The 23,327-nt window shown below is 41.9% G+C and carries 18 protein-coding genes and 1 pseudogene; 16 read left to right on the forward strand and 3 right to left on the reverse strand.

Annotation, left to right across the window (positions count from 1 at the left end):
* Positions 1 to 25 precede the first annotated feature (25 nt).
* Positions 26 to 403, forward strand: coding sequence for an MmcQ/YjbR family DNA-binding protein (locus tag NH461_RS07925; RefSeq protein ID WP_261602690.1), 378 nt, complete (start codon positions 26 to 28; stop codon positions 401 to 403).
* 168 nt (positions 404 to 571) lie between these two features.
* On the opposite strand, the gene NH461_RS07930 is transcribed toward NH461_RS07925, so the two are convergent.
* The 3 genes and pseudogenes from NH461_RS07930 to NH461_RS07940 all read right to left on the reverse strand — a co-directional run bounded on the left by NH461_RS07930 (position 572) and on the right by NH461_RS07940 (position 4,748).
* Entirely contained in the window at positions 572 to 1,531 is a 960-nt protein-coding gene (locus NH461_RS07930) for a hypothetical protein (protein ID WP_261602691.1), read from the reverse strand.
* A gap of 520 nt (positions 1,532 to 2,051) precedes the next feature.
* Positions 2,052 to 2,244, reverse strand: a pseudogene (locus tag NH461_RS25820) (DUF6444 domain-containing protein); the annotation flags it as partial.
* A gap of 416 nt (positions 2,245 to 2,660) precedes the next feature.
* Positions 2,661 to 4,748, reverse strand: coding sequence for a serine/threonine-protein kinase (locus NH461_RS07940; RefSeq protein WP_261602692.1), 2,088 nt, complete (start codon positions 4,746 to 4,748; stop codon positions 2,661 to 2,663).
* Between the two features lie 285 nt (positions 4,749 to 5,033).
* Between NH461_RS07940 and tagH the strand changes: the two genes are divergently transcribed.
* From tagH to tssG, 15 genes are all read left to right on the forward strand, one after another.
* Positions 5,034 to 6,296 carry a type VI secretion system-associated FHA domain protein TagH gene (tagH, locus tag NH461_RS07945; protein ID WP_261602693.1) on the forward strand — a complete coding sequence of 421 codons (1,263 nt, stop codon included), beginning with the start codon at positions 5,034 to 5,036 and terminating at the stop codon, positions 6,294 to 6,296.
* 9 nt (positions 6,297 to 6,305) lie between these two features.
* Positions 6,306 to 6,761, forward strand: a complete 456-nt coding sequence (tssJ, locus tag NH461_RS07950; RefSeq protein WP_261602694.1) for a type VI secretion system lipoprotein TssJ — start codon at positions 6,306 to 6,308, stop codon at positions 6,759 to 6,761.
* A 27-nt stretch (positions 6,762 to 6,788) separates the two neighbouring features.
* Complete coding sequence (tssK, locus tag NH461_RS07955; RefSeq protein WP_261602695.1) at positions 6,789 to 8,114, forward strand: type VI secretion system baseplate subunit TssK; 1,326 nt, start codon at positions 6,789 to 6,791, stop codon at positions 8,112 to 8,114.
* A gap of 22 nt (positions 8,115 to 8,136) precedes the next feature.
* Entirely contained in the window at positions 8,137 to 9,426 is a 1,290-nt protein-coding gene (gene tssL, locus NH461_RS07960; RefSeq protein WP_261602696.1) for a type VI secretion system protein TssL, long form, read from the forward strand.
* Positions 9,427 to 9,440: 14 nt separating this feature from the next.
* Entirely contained in the window at positions 9,441 to 12,992 is a 3,552-nt protein-coding gene (tssM, locus tag NH461_RS07965; protein ID WP_261602697.1) for a type VI secretion system membrane subunit TssM, read from the forward strand.
* Entirely contained in the window at positions 12,974 to 13,654 is a 681-nt protein-coding gene (gene tagF / locus NH461_RS07970; RefSeq protein ID WP_261602698.1) for a type VI secretion system-associated protein TagF, read from the forward strand. Before tssM ends, tagF begins: the two co-directional genes overlap by 19 nt.
* Complete coding sequence (locus tag NH461_RS07975) at positions 13,633 to 14,442, forward strand: PP2C family protein-serine/threonine phosphatase (RefSeq protein ID WP_261602699.1); 810 nt, start codon at positions 13,633 to 13,635, stop codon at positions 14,440 to 14,442. The genes tagF and NH461_RS07975 overlap by 22 nt, the downstream gene beginning before the upstream one ends.
* Before the next feature lie 23 nt (positions 14,443 to 14,465).
* Positions 14,466 to 15,569, forward strand: coding sequence for a type VI secretion system protein TssA (gene tssA / locus NH461_RS07980; RefSeq protein ID WP_261602700.1), 1,104 nt, complete (start codon positions 14,466 to 14,468; stop codon positions 15,567 to 15,569).
* Between the two features lie 38 nt (positions 15,570 to 15,607).
* Positions 15,608 to 16,120 (forward strand): type VI secretion system contractile sheath small subunit, encoded by a 513-nt coding sequence (tssB, locus tag NH461_RS07985; RefSeq protein WP_255387706.1) that lies wholly within the window; start codon positions 15,608 to 15,610, stop codon positions 16,118 to 16,120.
* A complete protein-coding gene (tssC, locus tag NH461_RS07990; RefSeq protein ID WP_261602701.1) occupies positions 16,117 to 17,607 on the forward strand; it encodes a type VI secretion system contractile sheath large subunit in 1,491 nt (496 codons plus the stop codon). Before tssB ends, tssC (NH461_RS07990) begins: the two co-directional genes overlap by 4 nt.
* 202 nt (positions 17,608 to 17,809) lie before the next feature.
* Positions 17,810 to 19,201 (forward strand): type VI secretion system contractile sheath large subunit, encoded by a 1,392-nt coding sequence (gene tssC / locus NH461_RS07995; protein ID WP_261602702.1) that lies wholly within the window; start codon positions 17,810 to 17,812, stop codon positions 19,199 to 19,201.
* A 3-nt stretch (positions 19,202 to 19,204) separates the two neighbouring features.
* Complete coding sequence (locus NH461_RS08000; protein WP_261602703.1) at positions 19,205 to 19,996, forward strand: type VI secretion system accessory protein TagJ; 792 nt, start codon at positions 19,205 to 19,207, stop codon at positions 19,994 to 19,996.
* Positions 19,997 to 20,014: 18 nt separating this feature from the next.
* Positions 20,015 to 20,488 (forward strand): type VI secretion system baseplate subunit TssE, encoded by a 474-nt coding sequence (tssE, locus tag NH461_RS08005; protein WP_261602704.1) that lies wholly within the window; start codon positions 20,015 to 20,017, stop codon positions 20,486 to 20,488.
* A gap of 2 nt (positions 20,489 to 20,490) precedes the next feature.
* Positions 20,491 to 22,320, forward strand: coding sequence for a type VI secretion system baseplate subunit TssF (gene tssF, locus NH461_RS08010; RefSeq protein ID WP_261602705.1), 1,830 nt, complete (start codon positions 20,491 to 20,493; stop codon positions 22,318 to 22,320).
* The gene (tssG, locus tag NH461_RS08015; RefSeq protein WP_261602706.1) at positions 22,317 to 23,297 is read left to right on the forward strand and encodes a type VI secretion system baseplate subunit TssG; all 981 of its coding nucleotides are present in this window, start codon (positions 22,317 to 22,319) and stop codon (positions 23,295 to 23,297) included. The genes tssF and tssG overlap by 4 nt, the downstream gene beginning before the upstream one ends.
* The last annotated feature ends 30 nt before the right edge of the window (positions 23,298 to 23,327 follow it).

The raw sequence follows: 23,327 nt of genomic DNA on the forward strand, positions 1-23,327 counted from the left end.
CCGACCGTTGTCACAGGAGTTTTAGATGGAAGCGCAACAACTGACGTCGTACCTCGATGCATTACCGGCCGCAGAGCCCGGGTATCCGTTCGGCCCGGAAGCACTGGTGTACAAGGTGAAGGGAAAGATGTTCGCGCTGGTGGGCGAACATGCAGGTTCAACACGGGTGACGTTGAAATGCCAACCTGCTGACGGCGAGCTGCTGGTGAGTCAGTTTGACGGGATTATCCCGGGTCATTACATGAATAAGCGTCATTGGATCACGGTGTCTTTGGCAAGCGATGTCGATGATGCCATGTTGTGCGATCTGGTCAGTCAGTCATACGCGCTGGTTGTCAGTAAATTGAAAAAGGCTGATCGTGAGTCCCTGGTTATGCCGGAAAACCCGACGGTGGATTCATGAAGAGATGTGATAGGGTCGAACGTCTGAATTACGCCCTGTGGGAATTGCTAAAACTCTGATTGCAATGCTTTGATTGTATTGCTGGCGTATGTTCACGCCAGCAATGGATGATGAGTCAGGCTTGTGTTGTCTAGACGTCGTTGGATGACTTCGGCGTCGTTGGATTGCCTAGAAGTTGTAGGTGAGACTGACCGGGTTTTCGATGTCCTGAATGGTCGATTCCTGACGGCCTTCATATTTCGCCAGCACCGCATATTTTCCTTTCGAGACCTTCACCATCACTTCATTCCCCTGACCGACGGGTTGTCCGTCCAGGTAGAACTGCGCATGTTTGTTGCTCAGCAAACGGATATCAAAAGATTCCACCCCGACTTCCTTCACAATCTGAGCGTCGATCTTTTCATCATACTGAACAAACAGGTTCAGCCCAACCTGGTACTCGACATTGCCTTCGTAGTCCATGGTTGCTGCCATCACCTTGAAATTGTTCGTCGAGCTGGTGATGTCGATCTGACCAAAGCGATTTTCAATGGCATCATTGATCAGCTTAGATGTGGTTTGCTTGCTTTCAAAACAGGCGCGGATGGACTGGTAAGGTGAGCACTGGAGTTTGCCGGACACGGACATCGGGACTGGGTTGGCAAACTCGGCTTTCAGACGATTAACTGCCGCACTTCTGATGGCATTAAGCTTGTCGTTGTAGGTCTTCTTCGACTCGCGCAGCGCACCGTTGAGTTGGTCGATTTTATGGTTCAGTTGTTTAATCTGAGCGGCGTTCTTGCTGATCTGTTGCTGGTTTTGCTTGATGGTCTGTGAGGTTTTCTTCATGGCACTGAAGTAAAACTCAGTTTTCTCACCACTGCCTGACAGCATTTCATCGCTGAGTTTCTGCTGATAGTCCAGATACAGTTGCTTATCCCGGTTAATCGCAGTTTTCAGATCTTTGCTTTGCGTATTGAGCGAGAAGATCGTGCTGCTGACCTTAGTGAGCTCTTTCAGCTCGGTCGTGTTGTTGTACTGGGCTTGCAGCGCCTTGACCTGTTCGGTCTCGCTGTCGCTCAGTAACGTCGTGCCATGGCTGTTGAAGGACAAACCAATAGCAGCCAGAAGAATCGCTTTCTTAAACATGGGGTGATTAACCTTTGGCAATGATTACTTTCCACAGACATGCCAGGTTGTTTGGTTGTAGTACGACATATCTTAATCAAGCATTTACTGTAATCACAATTGTGAAAAGATGCATGCTTTTTATCTTGAATAGCCGTAAAAATAATACATTAATCAAGTTTTTACCCGTGGTTTTCCCGCTTGTTGCGATAGAAGGAAAAATAAGTAAGCGTTCACCAGTAGGTACTTGACCCGGTGGATCACTGGTTAAATACGCCTGGGTAGGTTGGCGGAGGGTAACTGCCTCACGATTTTCGTCAAAGCAGACAAGATCGGCGTACCTCGCTTATTGCAGGTTTCAACAAGTGAACGCATGCGCTCCTGAACTTGTCACCAGCATTAGATTTACGACAGCACGGACAAGTTGCATCAGGCAATCAGGCAATCAGGCAACGATAACGTCAGTTTCCTTCAGTGTCGGGAGTTGTCGTTGACGCTCTGTGAGGCTTTGTTTAGCTCCTTGCGGCCAGCAGAGCTTTGAGCTTATTCCGTTCAGCCCGTTCTTTAGGGCCATCGGAATATGGTGGTTTTGATGAGTTTGAGCAACTGATTTTCAGGTTGTCTTCGTAGTGGCGAAGTTGCTCCCAAAACTCTTCGATGAGCGCGTTAGCTTCGTTCGTCAACACCAACTTACTTTGACCGCATTTCACTAGCTGAGAATGTTCGGTTTTCATCATTTTTGGTAACAGATCAATGGTGCCGACAGCACATTCGTATTCTTACCTTATGTTCGAGTCCTGCTACAGAGGCGGATTGAAATTGTGAATACGATAGACTAGTAAGTCACCAGATGCGATTCGATTACATAATTCTTGGTGCTTTTCATCTTCTGATAAATTGCCCTGTAAAGGGTTATCAATCAATGATGCATAAAGACGGGAAATACAGAACTGCACCCCCCAGTTGTGCGAATGCGAGCTTAGTAAAAGATGAGCCTGTAGCTTGTTCTTAAATGAGTCCAATGAAAAACTGCTATCCATACCAAATGGGCAATGTTTGGCAGTTGTTATCAAATAGCATAGGCCTACACGATTAATAATAAGTGTGTTCGTAAACCTGGCTGTCCTTAGAATCGTGTTCAGATCCAAAATCAACCTCTTCCATCGTATTGTTCTTTCTTGCTTGCTTCTATTTTTGCAAATAATGCATTGGCTCTCTTCATTACAGTGTTTGCTGCCTTTTGCTTACGAGTATTGAGGAATTGATCAGAGAACTGTATGTAGCGTTTGGCCATCGCTAGCTGAGTTTTGATTAAAGGAGAAAAATCAGCAGGAACATCCTTTGCTACTTGGTTTACATCATTCTCTAAATATTGAAGCTGTCGCACAGTTTTCAGATTACGCAACCGTTCGTTGAAAGCGTTGAACTGGATCTCATAGTAGTCACTAGCCGCTTTGTATGGGAACTTGATTGAGTTATCTGATTGTTTTAATTCATGATATCTGTTAATCGACTGAACAGCATTAAACAGTCTCTCTCCCTTGGCTATCAGGGCAACATTATGTTCATCCTCTGAAAAATAGGTATCCCCAACAGCGATGAGCATTTTCAATCGTTGAGAATCAAGAGTGTTCATTGCGGTACGAAACTGGTCTGCAAAAACTGAATTAGCTGCAGAACTGGGCTTAAAGTCAAAATTATGATCAATCTGAGAGAGGTCCGTTCTCAAACGCGTAATGTCCTGTCCTATCTTGGGATCAAAGTAGCTACCTGCCTCCAAGATCGAGTTAATCTGATCGATGATTAAAGACTTACTTGATTGCCAGCTGAGAGTAATACGTTTGTTCATCTCGTTTAGAGAGTGAGAGTCTGGATAAAGACTCAAAGCTTCTTTAATAATGCTTTCAATTGCATAGTAGTCAGGGTAGCGGTTGGTGCTGTTGTTTAAAATAGAATCAATGCGATCTTGATACCAGTCGATAGCTTTATCTTGATTCAGGCGTAACAGAGTTGCCTTTAAAACGCTGCTTTCTGGTGGGAGTGTTGGCAATGTCTTCAGTAATGACTCGACAGGCAGCGCTAGTAGCTTTTCTTCATGGTCTTGTGCATTTCTGATATCGGTTAGCTGAGCCTGAAGCCCTGACCTTGCTTGGTTCAGAGAGTGATAGCCATAGGAGGCAGCAGCTGCCATAACTAATAACGAAGCAACGAGTACAGGAAAGTGACTCTTTTTCCGCGTTAGTAGCGTTTCGATCTCAGCAAAACTGTTGAGTCGCTCAGAGGGATTAAATTGGAGGCCGCTGAATAGCACCTTCCATAAGTAGCCAGGTAGTTGCTTAGGCCTAGTTAGTTTGAGAGCTTGTTCTTGAGCTTGGTTTGATGGTGTTCGATTGTAAGGGTGTTTACTCGTGACAAGCTCATAGGCAATGCATGAAAAAGCGTAAATATCATCTTGAAAAGAAGGCGAATTACCAGAAATTAGGCTCGGTGATGCATAAGCTGGCGTATAGCCGGCTATGATGCTGGACTCGTCATGTGTGATGGATGCATATTTATCGACACTTAGGCTCTGTGCCCGTGCTACACCAAAATCAAATATTTTGATGACGCCGCTTCGGGTGAGCATAATGTTACTGGGCTTTAGATCTGAATGAACGACGCCCATGCTATGGGCATAATTGAAAGCAGACACGATTTGCTTGAGCAGTGAAAGAGTCTTCTTCGGGGGTAGCCCGTTAGGACGAGAACGTAAGATAATATCTTCAAGTGTCTCTCCGTCTAAAAGCTCCATTACCAGATAATAAAATTTGTCGAAACCAAAACCGAACACTTTCACAATATTCGGGTGGCTTAGTGATTGTGTCTGTTTAGCTTCTTTTATCAGTAAATCGTTATAATCAGGGTTTTCAAAGGTATTTGACTGAAGTACCTTTATTGCAACATCTGAGGCATCAATACCTTCAGATTCTAAAATCAAATCCTTCGCTTGATATACCTCGCATAAGCCACCTCGACCGATAAGCGACACAATTCTGTAACGGTTATCAATAATATCTCCACTATCCAAGCTGGAATTTTTGTGGTCTGTATTATCTACAGAAGTGTTGATAATGTCATCATGGGTACTATTAACAGAGTGATCATCAGATAACTCAGCTGGCTTGATAACAGTTTCATCATTTTTCTGCTGTGATGAATCATCGGTAGCACTATTACGAGGGGTGCTTTCATTTTCCATAACTAACCCAAAGTATATTCGTTAACTAACAACACGACATAAATAACACTAATTAATCACAAGATCTAGAAGTTGGGCTGTTATACGCTGAAATTAGATCGATACAGATAATGAGAATATGATAGATTACATCGATTTTTTGATCTTGATGGAATAAAAATTAATCTTTAAATCTTTAGCGTTGATTTTTAAATGCCTGCCAATAGGATTCAACGGTTAATAAATGAAGTTCAATTTAGATATCTGTGCTTTCGTACAGGTGTCTGTGTTTCAGGGGCATTTACGATGCAGCTTACACTAGAGATAGCCAGTTATCACAAATACGCGACAGAGACTGAAATTTCTAAATCTTTCTCTTCGAGCGATCACGGCAGATTGATTACGCTTGGGCGGGTTAGAGAAAGTGATTGGTATTTACCTGATCCGGAAAGGGTTATTTCAGCCGAACATGCTCAGATTCTAATTACTAAGGACTCATTTGTTATAAGAGACGTATCTACCAATGGTTTATTCATAAATGGGTCAGCAAGCCCATTGGGCCCAAATAACACCTATTACCTTGAGCACGGGGATGAAATTAGTATATCCGACTATCAAATTAAAGTTTGTATACAAGCAGCTGAAATTAAAGATGTGAGTTTAGTCCAAAAAATAGAAGGAAGTGAAAGTGTAAGGCATAGTGAGTCTGAAGCAGATGAGATATTAGTTCAAGATTTTGGAATCTCCTCGTGTCTATTAGTTGATGATGCTATTAATACGCAGAGGAAGAGGCAAACATTAGAAATCGACTTAGATGAAAGTTTTCAGATACCCGACAATCACTCTGAAAAAACCAGAGCTGTAGGGAGCATCCCTGAAGATTGGAGCTTATCACTGGATAGCCAAGATCAATTGACCAAGGAGACGGCTGGACATGCTGAAGAAACCTTCGCTGCCTTGTCTTCAAAATCATCAACAACAGTTAATCTTGAAAACATTGATATCTACGATTCTTTTGTTAAGGGGTTGGGAATAAATCCAAGTATGATTCCGGACGCTTCGAATGAAAGGTTTTGGATATTAATGGGATCCTCATTAAGGCTACTACTGGAGGGTATCGCTGAAACTTTGCATAGCAGAACTGAATTCAAGCAGCAGAAGCGCTTAAATCAGACTTTATTCCAAAAGACAGAGAATAATCCAATAAAATATTCAGGGACTATTGAAGACCTTATACACAATCTATTTATCCGTGAAAGTACAAGCTTTATGGGCCCTGAATTGGCTATAAAAGAAGCTTTTGACGATATTAAAGAACACGAGAAAGCACTTCAGGCCGGCCTTGAAGGAAGTATTCAAGGGATTCTTACAGTTTTATCACCAAAGAATATAAAAGTAAGTAGCATAGATGAAGCAAAGTGGCGCCGAAAGCTATTCACAAGTGAAAGTAAAGACAGTTGGAATAACTATCAAAGTGTTTATAAGAAAATGACGAACGATATGAACGGTTACAAGTTTTATATGGATGATTTTAATAAAGCATATGAAACATACATCAATAGTAAGTAAGGTCATGCTATGAAGAATTTCGCTGTGTTACTAGTGTCGCTCATTCTACTGGGTGGTTGTACGGTCGCAAATTATGTTGTACCGGCCTATACAAAGTTAGAGTTCAGTGTATCTGAAGAAGTTAATCCGGACTTAAATGGACGACCGTCACCTGTTGTCGTCAAAGTGTATGAATTATCATCGAGAACCCTTTTTGAAAGTCATCATTTTTTCGAATTATATGACGAACCTGAAAAAGTATTAGGTCCAGATTTGATCGCTAGAGATGAGTTTGAGTTCTATCCTGGTTCCGAAAATTCATATGATGTAACACTTCAACCTGGTGTCAGGTATACAGGTATTTTAGTTGCATACAGAGATCTGGAAAATGCTCGTTGGAGAGAGATTGTTGAAATTGATAACACAGACTATGAAACCTATCAAATAGATGTTGGAAAGCTAGCTATATCCGTCTTGAATAAGTAGGCCCGTCCAAATCAAAGGAAATTAGAGATGAGTGATTTCAGTCGCGTGGCATGGACCGAGGGCATGTTCCTGAGGCCGCAGCATTTCCAACAGCAGGAGCGAGCATTTCTGAGCGAGTTGGCTTCAACCCTGGAGAAATCAAAGCCATACTATTGGGGTGTTTATAACATCATTATTGATGAATCATTACTAAATTTGTCTCAGTTTGGCATCATTACGTTGTCAGCACAAATGCAAGACGGCGTGTCGATAAGTTTACCCAAGAAAGATGCTCTACCATCTCCTTTGAAAATAGAAAAGAACACAAGGGACAAAACTGTCTATTTAGCCATTCCGGCGGATAAGAGCAATGGCTTAAATTTATCTGATTTAAACTCAACAAAGGTAACAAGATTTCATTTTGAGGATCATGAAATTGTAGACAATTCTGTTGGCAGCGAGGCCTCTGAAATTATTCAAGTCACGAAGTATAGCCTTGAGCTCACAACGGATGAGAATAGTTTATCTGGCTATGTAGTGCTCCCTATCGCAAGAATCAAAGAAGTCGATGATGACGGGAAAGTCGTTCTTGACGATAAGTTTATTCCGCCGACAATAAACTCTCAAAGTAATTCGAATATAAAACGTTTCATCCATGACCTTAGAAGTGTTGTAAAGTTGCGTGCAGATTCAATTGCAAGCAGGCTGGGGCAAGGACAAGGTACATCTAACTCAATCATTGACTTTTTGATGCTGCAAGCACTGAACCGATACGAGCCGCTTCTTATACATTTAGAGCAGACGAATGGAACGCATCCGGAAGAGATCTTTAGGATTATTTGTTCAATGTCAGGTGAAATGGCGACATTCTCTAGCCATAACAAGCGGCCGCCAATTTTACCGGTCTATCAGCATGATGAATTGACGACTGTTTTTGGCAGCTTGATGCTGGTGGTCAATCAATATATGAGTACGGTACTAGAACAAACAGCCTTGCAGCTAAATATAGAATCAGCCAAATACGGAATTAAAGTAGTCACTGTTCCGGATAAAACCCTTTTTGACTCTGGAGTTTTTGTTTTATCAGTGAAAGCTGATATTTCTGTTGAAGAATTAAGAAAGCGCTTTCCTGCACAAATAAAAATTGGTCCAGTTGAACATATTCGTGATCTTGTCAATAATCAGTTGCCTGGGGTTTCTATTTCGCCATTACCCGTGGCACCACGCCAGATTCCATACAATGCTGGCTATCACTATTTTCAGCTGGATCAGAAAAATAGTTACTGGAATAGATTAAGTGCAAGTGGCGGGATAGCGCTTCACTTGTCAGGTCGATACCCAAATTTAGACATTCAGATGTGGGCTATTAAGTAGCTCGAACAATTGAGGATATGTTGTGGCTGATTCAACAGTAATCAAACCAAAACCAGGCCGATTAGGATTGATGGAGACCAATGTCGGTGTAGTCAAGGCACCATCATTGAACTATGACAGAACAGTGGTTCATAAGAGCTCCACAAAGCTGGGTGTTATGCCACTCTCGAAAAATCCACTTGTCGAGGAAGCATCAATCATATTCTCAATTATTTTCAAGGTCAGAAGTGCTCCGGATAACGCGAATGTCGATAATCTGAAAAACTACTCAATTGATAGTCTGAAAAACTACGAACAGAGATTGAAAGATAATGATTTGTCACTGAGTGATATAGAATCTGCTAGGTACTGTTTGTGCTCATTTGTTGACGAGACCGTATTGAACACAACTTGGGGTGGTCGATCAAGCTGGTCTGAAGAAAGCTTGCTTTCTATTTTTCACATAGAAACTTTTGGTGGTGAATATTTCTATACGCTACTCGATGATGCACTGGCAGATCCTCAAAATAATCTTTTACTCATCGAGTTTTTATATATGTGTCTTTCTCTAGGGTTTATTGGGAAAATGCGTATTGAAGATAATGGTATGGATCAGATAGAAACTTATAGATATAAGGCTTTCCAGATAATAAAGAGAATGTCTGATAATACTGAATCTCTGATTAGCCCCACATACAAGAAGAACTTACTGATCGGGGTAAAACCGACTCAAGGTATTCCGCTGTGGGTGGTTACAGCAGTGTTTGCTGTGATGACCTTAGGAATCTACATGGGGTTTTCTTATAGCATCAATAGCTTGTCTGATCCTGTTTTTACTCGTATTAACAACATAGCTCAGTTAGAACAGGGTGCGGTTATTTCTGACAGTGAAGGCAATCCTTCAGTTAAGCACCTCAAGCAACTTTTACAAAGTGAAGTTTCTAAAGGGTTTATTGAACTGATTGAATTGAATGACAGGCTGAGGATTATTATTAATTCTAGTGAGTTGTTTTCCTCTGGTAGTGCTGAAGTAAAAGAGGGTATTTTGCCTATTCTTGCAAAAGTGGCTCGAGTTTTGGAATCAACAAATGGGCGTATTTTAATCACCGGACATACTGACGATCAGCCCATTTTTACGAGTAAATATCCATCTAACTGGCACCTATCGCTAGCCAGGGCAACAGCTGTTGCAAATATATTAGCAATGGGTTCTGAACTTCAAGGCCGTTTATGGCCGGAAGGAAAAGGGGATGCGAGCCCCAGGTATCCCAATAACTCAAATTCTAAGCGCGCCGAAAATCGCCGTGTTGAAATTGACCTGCTATTTAACTAATTTTAGGGCTGAAGATGTTTTACAGATTTATTCATTATCTTAAAGCAATTTTATACTCAAAGTGGGCTATCACTTTGATCGGCTTACTAGCGTTATCCTTCTTAATCTGGTTTGGAGGTCCGCTGATTGCAATTGCAGGCAGTGAACCGTTTTCTAATCCGATCGCAAGATTGGTAATAATCTTGTGCCTGACATTTTTTTGGGCAGGTATTAATATTTACCAAACAAAAAAAGAGAAAAGGAGCAATGAGGAGAATGTAAACTCTTTGTTGAATATTTCAGCGGAAGAGGATGATAAAGAAGGAATTGACCATGAGATCGAAACGTTACGCACACGAATTACCAAGGCGATCTCAATCCTAAAAACATCTTCATTACTGAAAGGAAAGAGCTTATATGAGCTGCCTTGGTATATTTTAATTGGCCCACCGGGAACAGGGAAAACAACTGCCCTGTACAACTCAGGTTTGGAGTTTCCGCTTAAAGACCAACTAGGTGATGATCCGTTGGCTGGGGTTGGCGGTACCAGGCACTGTGATTGGTGGTTTACTAATAAAGCTATTCTGATTGATACAGCAGGTCGGTATACGACACAGAACAGCAACGCTAAGCTCGATAGTAAAGCCTGGCTCGGATTTCTCGGTCTGCTTAAGAAATATAGGACTCAAAAGCCGATCAATGGTGCAATTATCACTATCAGCCTAACCAGCTTGATGAATGACACGCCTACTGAAAGAACACTTCAGGCGCGTGCAATAAAGCAACGCCTTCAAGAATTGAAAAATAGGCTGGGCATGAATTTCCCTGTATATGTTATTTTCACAAAGGCTGATTTGGTCGCGGGGTTTAATGAGTTTTTTGAAGGGTTAAGCCAGGCTCAGCGTGAGCAGGTTTTTGGCATAACCTTTCCAGAGCAGTCAAGCGAAGATGAACAGGGTGTGGTTTCTCAATTCAATCGAGAGTTTCATAGAATTTTAGAAAACTTAACTCAACAGATTAACGAAAAAGTTTTCAACGTAGGCGACAAAGAAAATCGCCTGCTGATTTACGAATTTCCAAAACAGCTTAGGATGTTGCAAGCAGCAGCGGATGATTTGTTGAAAATAATATTTATCCCTAATAGCTTTGAAGAGCCACCAATGTTGCGTGGGGTGTATTTAGTTAGTGCGACACAGAAAGGCACACCTATTGACAAGGTTATTTCTGATGCAACGCATAGTCTCGGGATGGGAAAATTTTCGTTACATCAACATGGTGGTCAGTCGAAAGGTTACTTTGTCAAAAACTTGTTCGAAGAGGTGATCTTTCCAGAGCAAGATGCTGGAACATTGAACCGTATGCATGAAAGAAATAGCTTATTGATTCGTCGTTGTGTCATTGGCGCAAGCTGTTTTCTTCTTGTTACTTCTACTGTGTTGTGGAGTTTGAGTTACCGCTGGAATATGCTTTATGTGGACAAAACTGAAGAAGCGCTAGATGAGTTCGATCTAATTACAGGGAATCGTTTATCAAAAGATACTGATATCGTTTCCCTGGTAAAGGCTCTGGACTATTTGAAACAATCACCTAATTCTATTTCAAAAAGTTTAGATGGTGAGGTTGTTGTTGCCAAAAACTTAGGGTTGTATCAAGGTAATAAGATTGGCGAGCCCCTTAATGCTGCCTATTATCGAGTATTGAAAGAACACTTTTCACCTCTTATTACCTCTGCTTTAATTCAGGATATGAATCAGAATCAGTCGTATTTGGAATATTTATATGAGTCATTGAAAACTTATTTGATGTTGTTTGATAGCGATCGATTTAATAAAGAGCAAGTTCTGAGTTGGTATGTTCAATATTATGATCGCAATTATCCGGGTGAGATAAATGCTGATCTCAGAACGTCTTTGTTAGTTCATACCGATGCCATGCTTGAAAGTGGTGTGAGAACTACTGACTATGACGATGATAGTGTAAGGGTGGCTCGCGAGGTCTTGAGTGATCTCCCACTCTCCGAAAGAGCATATCAACGTCTGAAGCTTGACTATAAATCAAGCCATATACCTGACTTCCGTATCACCAATGTCATTGGTAGCGATAGTCACTATATTTTCTACCGGGAAAGCGGGAAGAAATTGAGTGAAGGGATCCCTGGACTTTACACCTATAACGGATTTCACAGTATCTTTCAGTTAGAAAATCAAAGAATAGTCAAGCGATTGATGGAAGACTCATGGATTTATGGTGATGAAGAAATAGAGCTTTCGAAAATTACTAACGACGAAATTATGAAAGAAGTTGAGAGTAAGTATCATCAGGAGTACATCTTTGAATGGGAAAAATTAATTTCTGATCTCAGGCTCAAGGAATTTGATTCAGCTTCAGAAGGAATTGACATCGTTAACGTGCTTTCTGGACCGGAGAGGCCGATCCAGAACATGATCTATGCTATTCAGAAACAGTTAAAGTTAAGTACACTACCAGCTGGAGATGAGGTGACTAAAGCAGCGGAAATTGCGACTCATGCTGCAGACGTTGCGTTAGAAAATAAAAAAGCAAGAATTGAACGGTATCTTCCGGTGTCGGAAAGTAACTCTCGTGGTGATTTACCGGGAGAAGTTGTAGAAGATTATTTTTCAGAAATTATTGATGTTACGGAAAGTGACTTAAAGCAAATAAATAATTCATTGACTACCCTGGACAATGAACTGTTAAATATTGCGAATGTTCGTTCAGGAAAAGTGAGTCAGCTACCATTGTTAGCTACAAGTCATAATACAGATGTCAATAGTTCGTTCAGGAAACTAAGGGATACGTTACCTGAACCATTTAACTATTGGTTAGTAGAAGCACATAACAAAACAACTCAGCTATCTCAAGAAGGAACACAAAGTCAGCTCAATGACATCTGGCAAGATCAAGTTTATCGAGAATATAAAAAATCAATCCGTGGAAAATATCCTTTATCACCGAATTCACGTAATGAAGTGAAGCTGAAAGACTTCTCTAAGTTTTTCGGTTACGGTGGTGTGATTGATAGTTTCTTTAGTCAATATGTAGAGCAGTACGTAGATACTTCGAGAAGAAAATGGCGGTTTGTTAATAGTATTGGGATTAGTAATAGTTCACTACGTCAATTTCAGAGAGCAAGAGAAATTCGAAATAAATTTTTTGATCCGGGTACCCAAAATTTGAATGTTGAATTTGGGATGGAAACTGTTTATTTGGACCTACATATCAGTAATTTCCGTTTTGAGCTCGGGGATACATCGATGACTTATCGTCACGGACCGACACGAGTGAATAGCTTTAAATGGCCGACAAATGATCGAGATGATGGCGTCAGATTAATTTTTACGCCACCACAATCTGGGTTTTCCATCACTAAAGAATACCCGGGAGAATGGGGGCTATTCAGGATGTTCACACAAGCGAAGAATCAGCGTGCACAAACAGTTACAGACAAGATGATCAATGTTGATTTTAAAGGAAATAAAGTCGCAATGAAACTGTTACCTAGTAGTGTATCTCATCCATTTTGGCTTAAAGCACTGGAGAACTTTTCATGTCCGGCACGGCTTTAATATCTAAATTTGGCTACTTTGGCAAAGTGCCTGAGCGTGGGGATTATATTTATCATGATGTCTCTGTTGAATTTACAGAAGTTTGGAGTGAGTGGTTGCAGTCAGTACTCGCAGTGAGTAAAGAGCAGTTAGCAGAGCAATGGCTGGAAGCCTTTTTAACCAGCCCTGTGTGGCATTTTTCGCTATCACCGGGCGTTTGCTCTGACAAGACGGTGATAGGTACCATGATGCCAAGTGTTGACCAAGTTGGTAGGCACTATTTTTTTACCACGGTACGAGAAGTTAATAAGAACCCGTATGACTACTGGATGAGTCGAGACTGGAGTTTAAAGATTGAGCGGCACTTGCTTAAATTGTATGACGACGAAAATGCTCTGGAGCCTTGGCTCGCTACGTTCAGTGACAATGACTGGCTGATTGAAGATGAGCCTGTGCCATCATCGCCAAGAATAATGAAGGGCATGATTGTGGTTGACGAGAGTGAGTCAGATTCTGACTACTTTATACACCACTTAGCAGAGTCAAGTTTCGATAACTACTGTATTTGGTGGACCAGTGGATCACAGAAAATTCAGAAGTGTAAATTTATCACATCTGGCTTGCCTTTAGTGGGGCAGTTCTCAGCGATGTTAGATGGCGAATGGCAGAAATGGGGTTGGTGATGATGGACTATTGTTTGAACTTTTCATCATTCTCAAAAAGTCATGAGGGCAGGGTGCGCTCATATAACGAAGATGCTTTTTTTTGCTCTGATGCCAATGGCGTTTGGGTTGTTGCTGATGGGATGGGGGGGCATGAAGCGGGGGATTATGCCAGTAAATTACTCGTTGAACTGATTGAACATCATTTGAGTAAAGTAAACGAAGAAGATGTTGATACGGTACTTTTACGAAATATTGTTACCGAAGCAAATTACAAGATCAAACAGTACTCAATCAATGAGTTAAATGGGGAAGTTGTCGGAACCACGGTCGCAATATTGCTCATTCAGAATGGCCGTTATTACTGCCTTTGGGCAGGTGATAGCCGAATTTATCTCTATCGAAATAATCAGTTGGTTCAAAAGACACGGGATCACAGCCAAATCATGGATATGGTAGATCAAGGTATTTTGACTGAGGAAAGTGCAGAGCAGCACCCTATGGCGAATGTTATCACGAGAGCTGTAGGCGTTGAAAATGAGATAGACATTGATGAAGTATCAGACATTTTATGCGATGGTGATAAGTTCTTACTTTGCTCCGATGGTTTAACAAAAGAGTTAAACTATCATCATATATCTGATTGCCTTCGTGCCAGTGAGGTGAATGATTCTGTATTAGCTTTAATGCACTCAGCGCTGGTGAGAGGGGCTTCAGATAATGTTACTTGTGTCATGGTGAAAGTATCAGAACAAGTACAGCAAACCAAGTTAGAAACGACAGTCCCTATTTTTAAGAAGAAACGTTAAGCAGGTATTTATTGGTGAGTGATATGGATAACATTCAACTTGATTTTGAAGAGGTATTGAAACCTATTTCTGCCGAGAGTCAAACTGGTAATGACCCCCGTTCAGATACATCGCCTCATTCACCTTATTATCTGTTGAAGGATGTCAGGAATCAGGCTCGTGCGGCAGAAAGATTAGCGCTTATTGATAATGAGCCGCTATTAAGTTTGTCTGATAAATGGCGTCAAATTCTTAGGCAAGTCCCTGATCTTCTTGCTAACGAGGCAAAAGATCTTGAATATGCTGCCTGGTACATCGAGGGACTCACAAGAAATTATGGCTTTAAGGGACTGGGCACTGGTTTTAAAGTTGCTCGTTTACTAATTGAGGAATTTTGGGATGGCCTTTACCCGGAGCCTGATGAGGATGGACTGGAAACTCGCCTCTCTTCTTTGATTGGGCTCAACGGTGTTGATGGTGAAGGTACGCTTTTGATGCCAATTAGCTGTATTCCATTGACTGAGCTCCACAATGATAAATGCTTTTCATTGTGGGAATATGAACAAGCTGTTGATATTGAACGCTTTGAGCAAGACAAACGACAGCAAAAGATTGCGGCAGGCGGGACTTCATTAAAAGAGGTTAATGATGCGGTCTTGGCCTCGGGTGTTAACTTTTATCAGACATTGTATAAAGACATTGAATTTTCTATACAGGAGTTTGATGCGTTATCTGCAGTCATGGACCGAGCTTGTGGTACACCGGTACCAACTTCTCAGATTACGAAAAAGTTGAATGTTTGCAAAGATACAGTGGAGTATCTGGCAGCAGATAAGTTGCTTTTTATTACTCCTGATGATGAAAATTCGCCATCTGAAGTGCTGGATGAAGTTGTTGATCATATGAGTGGACGTAGTGAGTTGAGCATGGCTCTTAATTCGCGTAGCGATGCTATTGATAATTTAAAGTTAATCGCCGAATTTTTTAAAAAAACAGAGCCTCATTCACCAATGGCTTACGGTATTGAGCAAGTCATTCGCTGGAGTGCGATGTCATTACCGGATTTATTAGAAGAGTTAATATCAGATGGGGACGCTCGGAAAGGTTATTTCCGTCTTGTTGGTATTGTTTCAAACTTAGATGAATAGCGTAAATCTTCTCAGGTTGACTAGAAAGGGAGAGTAAAATGGAAAGTATCCATGGGAAATTATCAAGGGTACGTAAGCCGAGAGTACACATCACCTATGATGTAGAAACGGAAGGCTCTACAGTTAAGAAAGAACTTGCGTTTGTTGTTGGTGTGATGGGTGATTTTGCGGGGCAAAACACGAAAGAACTGAAACCAATTAAAGATCGTCGGTTTATACAAATTGATCGTGATAACTTTGACGATGTACTAGGTAAGATGAACCCGAAGCTTAGTTTTAAGGTAGAGAATAAACTCGCTAATGACGGAACTGATATTGAGGTTGATCTAGAGTTCAGATCAATGGCTGACTTTGAACCTGCTGCCATTGTAAACCAAGTCGATCCATTACGTAAACTGATGGAGACCCGAAATAAGCTACGTGATCTGATGACTAAAGTTGATCGCTCTGAAGAGCTAGAGAATTTGCTGGAGTCAGTGCTGAACAATACAAAGGATTTGCAACAGCTGTCTGATGAATTAAGCATAGGAAGCAAGGAGCCATCAGAATGAGTACTAGCACTTTAACTACGCATGATACGGATAGATCTGAGGAAAGCATCTCTCTGCTTGAACAAGCTATTTCCGCAACGAAACAAACAGATAGCTCCCGCGCCGAAGAATTGCTGCGTACGCTTACCCAAGAAGCGCTGAAGGGAACTGTTATCTGGAATAAAAACCTGACAGTCACGTTCAGAGAAGCGATTGCTGCAATTGATACAGCGATTTCTTCTCAGCTTGCTGAAATTATGCACCATGAACAGTTGCAGAAGCTTGAGGGTAGTTGGCGCGGGCTGAACTACCTGGTCATGGACTCAAACACCAGCCAGACGCTGAAGATCCGTATGCTTAATATGAGCAAAAAAGAGCTTCATAAAGATTTGAGTAAGGCTGTTGAGTTTGATCAAAGCCAGATATTCAAAAAGGTTTATGAGGCGGAATTTGGTACACCGGGTGGTGAACCTTATGGCGCGCTTATCGGCGATTACGAGTTTACCAACCACCCCGAAGATATCGAAACCTTGAGTTTAATGTCTAATGTGGCCGCAGCGGGATTTTCGCCATTTTTATCTGCAGCCTCGCCAGCTTTGTTCGGCTTTGATGAATGGACTGAGCTTGCGAAGCCTCGTGACTTGGAGAAAGTCTTCGAATCTCTTGAATACACAAAGTGGCGTTCGTTCAGAGAAAGTGCAGACTCCCGCTTTGTTACCCTGACGATGCCACGTGTGCTTGCTCGCTTACCATATGGTGAGGCTACGGCACCTGTTGAAGCGTTCCGGTATGAAGAATTTCAGGTCGATGAAGAGTCGGGCCTTTCTGTAAAAGCAGATCATGATGATTACTGCTGGATGAATGCCTCTTATGTGATGGGGGCTAAGCTGACAGGCGCCTTTGCCAAGTACGGATTCTGTACCGCAATTCGTGGTGCGGAAGGAGGTGGTCGTGTTGACAATTTGCCATCACACATTTTCTTGAGTGATGACGGTGATCCGGACTTGAAATGTCCGACAGAAATCGGAATTACGGATCGTCGTGAAGCTGAGTTGGGTAAACTAGGCTTCCTGCCACTTTGCCACTACAAGAATACGAACTATGCAGTGTTCTTCGGCGCTCAAACTTGTCAAAAGCCTGAGCAGCACAATAATCCGGACGCGACTGCGAACGCGGCAATTTCTGCACGCTTACCCTATATGATGGCGACGTCCCGGTTTGCGCATTACCTGAAAGTGATGGCGCGTGACAAGATTGGCAGTTACATGGAAGCGGAAGAAGTTGAGGCTTGGCTCAATCGCTGGATCCTGTCGTATGTGAACGCGTCTGAAGGTGGTGGACAGGAAATCCGTGCTAAATATCCGCTTGCTAATGCCAAAGTAAAAGTGAAAGAGATTCCGGGCCAGCCGGGTGTATACAATGCGATTGCTTGGCTGCGTCCTTGGCTACAGATGGAAGAATTGACAACGTCTTTACGTCTAGTCGCAAAAATTCCAGACATCGGATAACTACTGATTAAGAAGCTGGTGTAGAACCAGCTTCTTAATGAATGGGTGTGAATTGACTCAGTCCTCGATCAAATTTATCGAAACAGATCATTTATCAAGCTTTGCTGATAGCGAGAGTCATGCAGAGATCTGGTACGCGCAATCGGAGTTATTAGATAATTTTCTAAAAACTACCGAGAATCACTTGTCTCTGAGGATATGGTTGGAGAAAGAGCCAGATTTAAATATATCTGACTTAACCGCTGAAAGTATCAAGATGCTATTGCGGCGGGCAATTGAGTCGATTGATAAAAGGCTGAATGAACAAGTTAATGAGATCCTACACCATGAAGACTTTAAAAGATTAGAGTCAAGCTGGCGAGGGATACGTTATCTGACGGAGCAAAATAGTGGCGGCGAAACTGAGATGGCATGCAAGGTTAAAATAATCAATATTAACTGGAATGAACTCAGTCGTGATATTGGACGAGCGATAGATTTTGACCAAAGTGATTTTTTTAGATTAATCTATAGCAATGAATTCACTATGCCAGGTGGTGAGCCGTTTGGCTTATTGCTTGGAGACTATCGAATATCTCATAAGTCTCATTCGGGCTTGTCAAGTAATGACATTGATACATTACAAGGTATATCAAGTGCTTCTGCTGCTGCATTTTCGCCATTTATTACGGCTGCTGATCCTTCCCTCTTCGGTGTGGATCGCTTTTCAGATCTAGCTCATGTGAAAGATATCGCCGCACAGTTTTCGCAAGCAGAATATTTTAAATGGAGAAGTTTAAGAGAATCTGAGGACTCTCGTTTCCTGGGGATCGTTGTGCCAAGTATGTTGATGCGAGAGCCTTATAAGCGAGATGGTTCTCGACGAGAGTGTTTTTATTTCAATGAACAAATTCAAGATAGCGAGACAGATTACTTGTGGGGAAATGGCGCTTACGCCTTTGCTGCAGTCACGTTGAAAGCATTCTCGGAGTCGGGGTGGTTTAGTCAAATTCGAGGCATTGTGCCAGGACAATTTAAGCGTGGTTTGGTGTTTAATATACCCAAAAGCCGACTCAATTTGTCAAGAAATGTAGAAATGTTCAAGCCTGCTGTTGACTTACAAGTTGGTGATCATCTGGAAAAACAGCTGTCGGATGGTGGTTTCATTCCTCTGTCTGCCTTGTATCAGACCGAGTATCTTGCTTTTTATAGCAATGCCTCTGTTAATAAGCCTAGAAGATATGAGTATGAAAGTGCGAATGTGAACTCTAAATTATCGTCTATGTTGCAATATACATTGTGTGCATCTAGATTTGCGCACTATATAAAAGTAATGGGTAGAGACAAGATTGGTTCTTATAATACAGCCGAAGAACTTGAAAATGAGTTTCAGCGTTGGCTGTTTCAATATACCACTGCTTCAGATGAGGCTTCAGATGTAGTGAGGGCTAAATATCCGCTGAACGAAGCTAAAATTAAAGTTCGTGAATATACTGGAAAGACTGGTTATTTTTATTCCATTATTCACCTTCGCCCACATTTCCAGTTAGATGAAATGGTGTCCAGTATGCGGCTTATCACTGAACTCTCACCAAATAATTACACTACGGGATAAAGCATGAAAAAAATCAAAGAACTCATTCAGGAGTCTCAATTATCTGAAGCAATTGACTGTATCACTCAAGCTCTAAAATCTAGTCCAAGTGATGCGACCTTGAGAAGTACGTTCGTTGAATTGCTATGCATTAACGGCCAGTATGAGCGTGCTGATCAACAGTTGAACTTAATTGTTAAGCAAAACCCAGATTACTTGATTGGGGCGAATAATTTACGGCAGTTACTTCGCAGTGCTGTGGCCAGGGAAGACTTTTCTAAAGGCAAAGCAAGTGCTGTCATTATACGCAGTGGCGATCAAAGCTCGGAGAATTTACTCAAGTCAATATTCTCCTATATTCAAGAAGACTCTGAGAAATACTTACAATATATCAGAGCACTAGAAGAAAGTCGTGTGTCTTCGGCAGTAACTGTAGATGGAGTGAAGAGCACGACACTTCGTGACATTGATGATTCGCTGGGGGGCTATTTAGAGCTCTTTGGAACGGATGGCAACTATTATCTTGTACCAATTGATGCAATTTTAAGCCTTGAGTTCCAACCTGTTTCTTCGCTGGTCGAAATTGCCTGGCGTAAAGCTGTGGTAGATATTGAAGGGGGCTTGCAAGGAGAAGCTTTCATACCGATGACTTACCTCAATAGTCAGACAGATCAACACAAGCTGGCGCGGGAAACGGAGTGGGTTGAGCATTTAGCGAGTGATGTCTTTGTGGGGCAGGGGCAAAAAATGATGTTGTTTGGGGATGATGCTTTGCCCCTATCGCAGATAAAACGACTTGAAAAAACCACTGTATGATTTTGCAGGTCATCAGGCATGAATTTAAATCGACAATTACAGCCTTCATTTATCGATAAATTGATAGATGAGTCACCGGAAAGTGAGCGTGACTCGCTGAATTATTTTACCTGGCGTGACCTGAAGCATAGCGTCAGAAGAGATCTGGAAAATCTCTTGAACGCTAAAAAGCAATGGTTGATTTGGCCTGAAAGTTTAAGCGAGCTGGATAGATCTGTGCTGTCGTATGGCTTACCTGACTTCTCCTCTATGCCCTTGAGCAGCATGGACGGCAAGGAACGGCTCTGTGCCACGATAAAAGAAACCATCTTAAAATTCGAGCCAAGATTTATTGATGTTTCCGTTTCTATCATTGAGGAGGAGCAGCCTCTTGAGCGGACATTAAAGTTGCGAATTCATGCTTTGCTTTATACCCGGCCGGAACCGGAAGAAATTGCCTTTAACTCTGAGGTTGAGCCTGTGTCACTAGGGTTTACAATAAGCGAGTCATAATTATGAGTGATGAGATTTTAAAGTATTTCAATCGTGAGTTAGCTTACATCCGCCATATGGGAGGCGAGTTTTCTAAGCGTTATCCTAAAGTCGCGACGCGTCTCCGGCTAAGTGAAGAACACATGGAGGACCCGCATGTTTCCAGGCTTATCGAAAGTTTTGCACTGTTGACAGCTCAGACCCGACGGTCACTTGATGATGCCTTTCCACAGCTAACAGAAGCTCTGATCGGGCAACTTTTTCCAGATTTTTATGCGCCAATTCCTTCCATGGCGATGATAAAAATGTCGACCCAGAACATTACGGATAGTTGTCTTGAGCTGCCTAAGGGCAGTGAAGTTATAACCAGTGTGGAAGGATTTAAACCGTGTAAGTTCACCACAGCTTATGATACTGAGTTGTGGCCTGTGGAAGTTGTTGAAGCAACATTCGAGAATGCACCTTTTAAAGCGCCTAACCCAAGGTTCATCAAAACAACGAAATCTGTCTTAAAGTTAAAGTTGAAAACTGAGTTCGATAATGTTCACCTTTCAGAGTTAGATATCAGCAAACTCAGATTTTACCTGAACGGCCCGAGTCAGGTGAGCCTTGCCCTTTATCAGCTGATATTTAAGTCTAATCTTGGACTTGCATTCGCAGCGGAAGATGGTGGTGAAATCACGGCATTGCTGCAACCACGACATATACAGCCTGTCGGGTTTGATGAGAAACATCAAGTTGTTCCATATCAGAATCAGAGTTTTAATGGCTATCGCCTGCTCGTTGAAAACTTTATTTTTCCTGAAAAATTCTTGTTTTTCGAAGTTGCGGAGCTTGAAAAGAGCTTTTTCAGCGATACTGATGAGATTTATCTATATCTCTATTTCGATGATGTAAATGATTTTTTACCAAAGCAAGTGACAGAAGAAAATATTTTGCTTGGGTGCACACCAATGATCAACTTGTTTGAGCAAGAATTAGAGCCTTTTTCGTTAACGCCATCAACCAATGAACATCTTCTGGTACCCAGATATGACGAAGCTGAAATTAATGAAGTTGTTTATATCAAGAATGTTGATGCGTTTGATAAAAATGACAATCGAGTAAGTATTAATCCGTTTTACGGCAAAGGAGTGAGTAACTACCTTTGCGAAAATGAAATGTACTGGCATATCAGGCGAGAAATCAGTGACTGGGCAGGAGGGCACTCAGAACCGGGCTGTGAATGCTATTTGAATGTTGTCAACCATTTCGATAAAGAATTTTCAACGGATGAGCACGAAGAGTGGATCGTCGCAGTCACTGCGCAGTGTAGCAATAGAAACTTGCCAATTCGTTTACCCTATGGTGGCGGACAACCGAAAATGTCTGTGGTGAAGAAAATAGACTCGATCGGAAAGGTTGATTGTATCTTTGCGCCGACTCCCCCTGTGAGACCTGATTTTGAAGAATCTTCAAGGTGGCAGTTCTCAAAACATTTAACACTAAATCATTTCTCGGGGGATGACGGCTTACTCACCCTTAAAGAAGTGTTGAGGTTGTATGATTTTGAGAAAACACCTCAAAGTAAGGCCCTGATAGAGTCCATTACAGATTTGTCAGTAAGCCCATGCAATGCGCGTGTTGTTCAAAATGGCAAGGTTGGCTTTTGCCATGGCTCAGAGATCTTGATTGAGTTTAGTACTAATGATTTATCAGGGATAAATTTATTCTTCTTCGGCACTGTGCTGTCGAGCTTTTTCTCGCAGTTTACAGCAATCAACAGTTTTAGCCGCTTGAGTGTCAAGTTACGAGGCAGTAACCAGGATTATCATCGCTGGCCGGCACAAGCGGGTGGGAAGGCCTTGTTATGATCAATTTAAAGCTGATTTCATCGCTGAATACGGATGACTATTACGGAACCATTTATGCGCTGAAAAAACATACAAATGCCCTCGCTGATGAAACAGAGTTTGGCACTGATTGCCAGCCTGTTAATGAAACAATCAGGTTTTCCATTCCTCAGCACCTGGGGTTTACTGGCTCGGTCATTGATTCGATCCGTGTGGATAATGAAAGTGATGGTAAGGTCGTTGTCGATGTGAACTTGATGGGACTGACTGGCCCGAATGGTGCTTTACCAAGGCATTATACAGAACTCATTTTGGAACGGGTTAAAAATAAAGACACAGCAATGCGTGATTTCTTCGATATTTTTAATCACCGACTGATATCTCTTCAATACAGGGCATGGGAGAAATATCAGTATCATATTGCTTACGAAAGATATCTTACTCAGCATCAATCGACATTTGATGATGTGCTGAAGTCTATCACGGGCTCTATTGATGATATATCCGTTTTTTTTGGTGGTTTCTTTTCTGGCGACATTCGCAACACGTCAAGCCTCAAGTCGATGTTAGCGCAGGTGAGTGGTTGTGAGATTCATATTACGGAGTTCGTTGGTCGGTGGATAAGCTTAGATGCTGAGGAGCAGACTCAGCTTGCTACGCGAGTGAACCCGGAAGGTAATCATGCGAGGCTGGGTGTTAGTACGATGATTGGCCGGCGTGCCTGGGACATCTCATCAGCAGTCGAGATTGAAGTTGTTATTGATAACGAGTCTACCCTTTCCGCACTGATGAATAATGATGGATTAAAAGAGACACTTTTCAGGCTGGCGAGTTATTATTTGCCACCATCAATACAGGCAAAATGGAAAATATCTGCTGGTATTCAGAGTCTCCCTATATGCCGCCTGAGCCACCTTGGGCCTCGGCTGGGGATGGGCGGGGTACTATTCCCGAGTAAAAGTCGGATGAAGCAAAAAATAACAATTCCAATTCAGTGAAGACAGTCGCTGTCATAGAAAATAAGGATC

The organism is Photobacterium sp. TY1-4, assembly GCF_025398175.1.
Classification (GTDB): Bacteria; Pseudomonadota; Gammaproteobacteria; order Enterobacterales; family Vibrionaceae; genus Photobacterium.

What these genes read in the sequence shown, in the direction of transcription:
- tssM (WP_261602697.1), top strand. Translation starts at nt 9,441, where the DNA reads ATGTTTTACAGATTTATTCATTATCTTAAAGCAATTTTATACTCAAAG.
- NH461_RS07940 (WP_261602692.1), bottom strand. Translation starts at nt 4,748, where the DNA reads ATGGAAAATGAAAGCACCCCTCGTAATAGTGCTACCGATGATTCATCA.
- tssJ (WP_261602694.1), top strand. Translation starts at nt 6,306, where the DNA reads ATGAAGAATTTCGCTGTGTTACTAGTGTCGCTCATTCTACTGGGTGGT.
- NH461_RS08000 (WP_261602703.1), top strand. Translation starts at nt 19,205, where the DNA reads ATGAAAAAAATCAAAGAACTCATTCAGGAGTCTCAATTATCTGAAGCA.
- NH461_RS07930 (WP_261602691.1), bottom strand. Translation starts at nt 1,531, where the DNA reads ATGTTTAAGAAAGCGATTCTTCTGGCTGCTATTGGTTTGTCCTTCAAC.
- tssG (WP_261602706.1), top strand. Translation starts at nt 22,317, where the DNA reads ATGATCAATTTAAAGCTGATTTCATCGCTGAATACGGATGACTATTAC.
- tssF (WP_261602705.1), top strand. Translation starts at nt 20,491, where the DNA reads ATGAGTGATGAGATTTTAAAGTATTTCAATCGTGAGTTAGCTTACATC.
- tagH (WP_261602693.1), top strand. Translation starts at nt 5,034, where the DNA reads ATGCAGCTTACACTAGAGATAGCCAGTTATCACAAATACGCGACAGAG.
- tssK (WP_261602695.1), top strand. Translation starts at nt 6,789, where the DNA reads ATGAGTGATTTCAGTCGCGTGGCATGGACCGAGGGCATGTTCCTGAGG.
- NH461_RS07925 (WP_261602690.1), top strand. Translation starts at nt 26, where the DNA reads ATGGAAGCGCAACAACTGACGTCGTACCTCGATGCATTACCGGCCGCA.
- tagF (WP_261602698.1), top strand. Translation starts at nt 12,974, where the DNA reads ATGTCCGGCACGGCTTTAATATCTAAATTTGGCTACTTTGGCAAAGTG.
- tssB (WP_255387706.1), top strand. Translation starts at nt 15,608, where the DNA reads ATGGAAAGTATCCATGGGAAATTATCAAGGGTACGTAAGCCGAGAGTA.
- NH461_RS07975 (WP_261602699.1), top strand. Translation starts at nt 13,633, where the DNA reads ATGGCAGAAATGGGGTTGGTGATGATGGACTATTGTTTGAACTTTTCA.
- tssA (WP_261602700.1), top strand. Translation starts at nt 14,466, where the DNA reads ATGGATAACATTCAACTTGATTTTGAAGAGGTATTGAAACCTATTTCT.
- tssE (WP_261602704.1), top strand. Translation starts at nt 20,015, where the DNA reads ATGAATTTAAATCGACAATTACAGCCTTCATTTATCGATAAATTGATA.
- tssC (WP_261602701.1), top strand. Translation starts at nt 16,117, where the DNA reads ATGAGTACTAGCACTTTAACTACGCATGATACGGATAGATCTGAGGAA.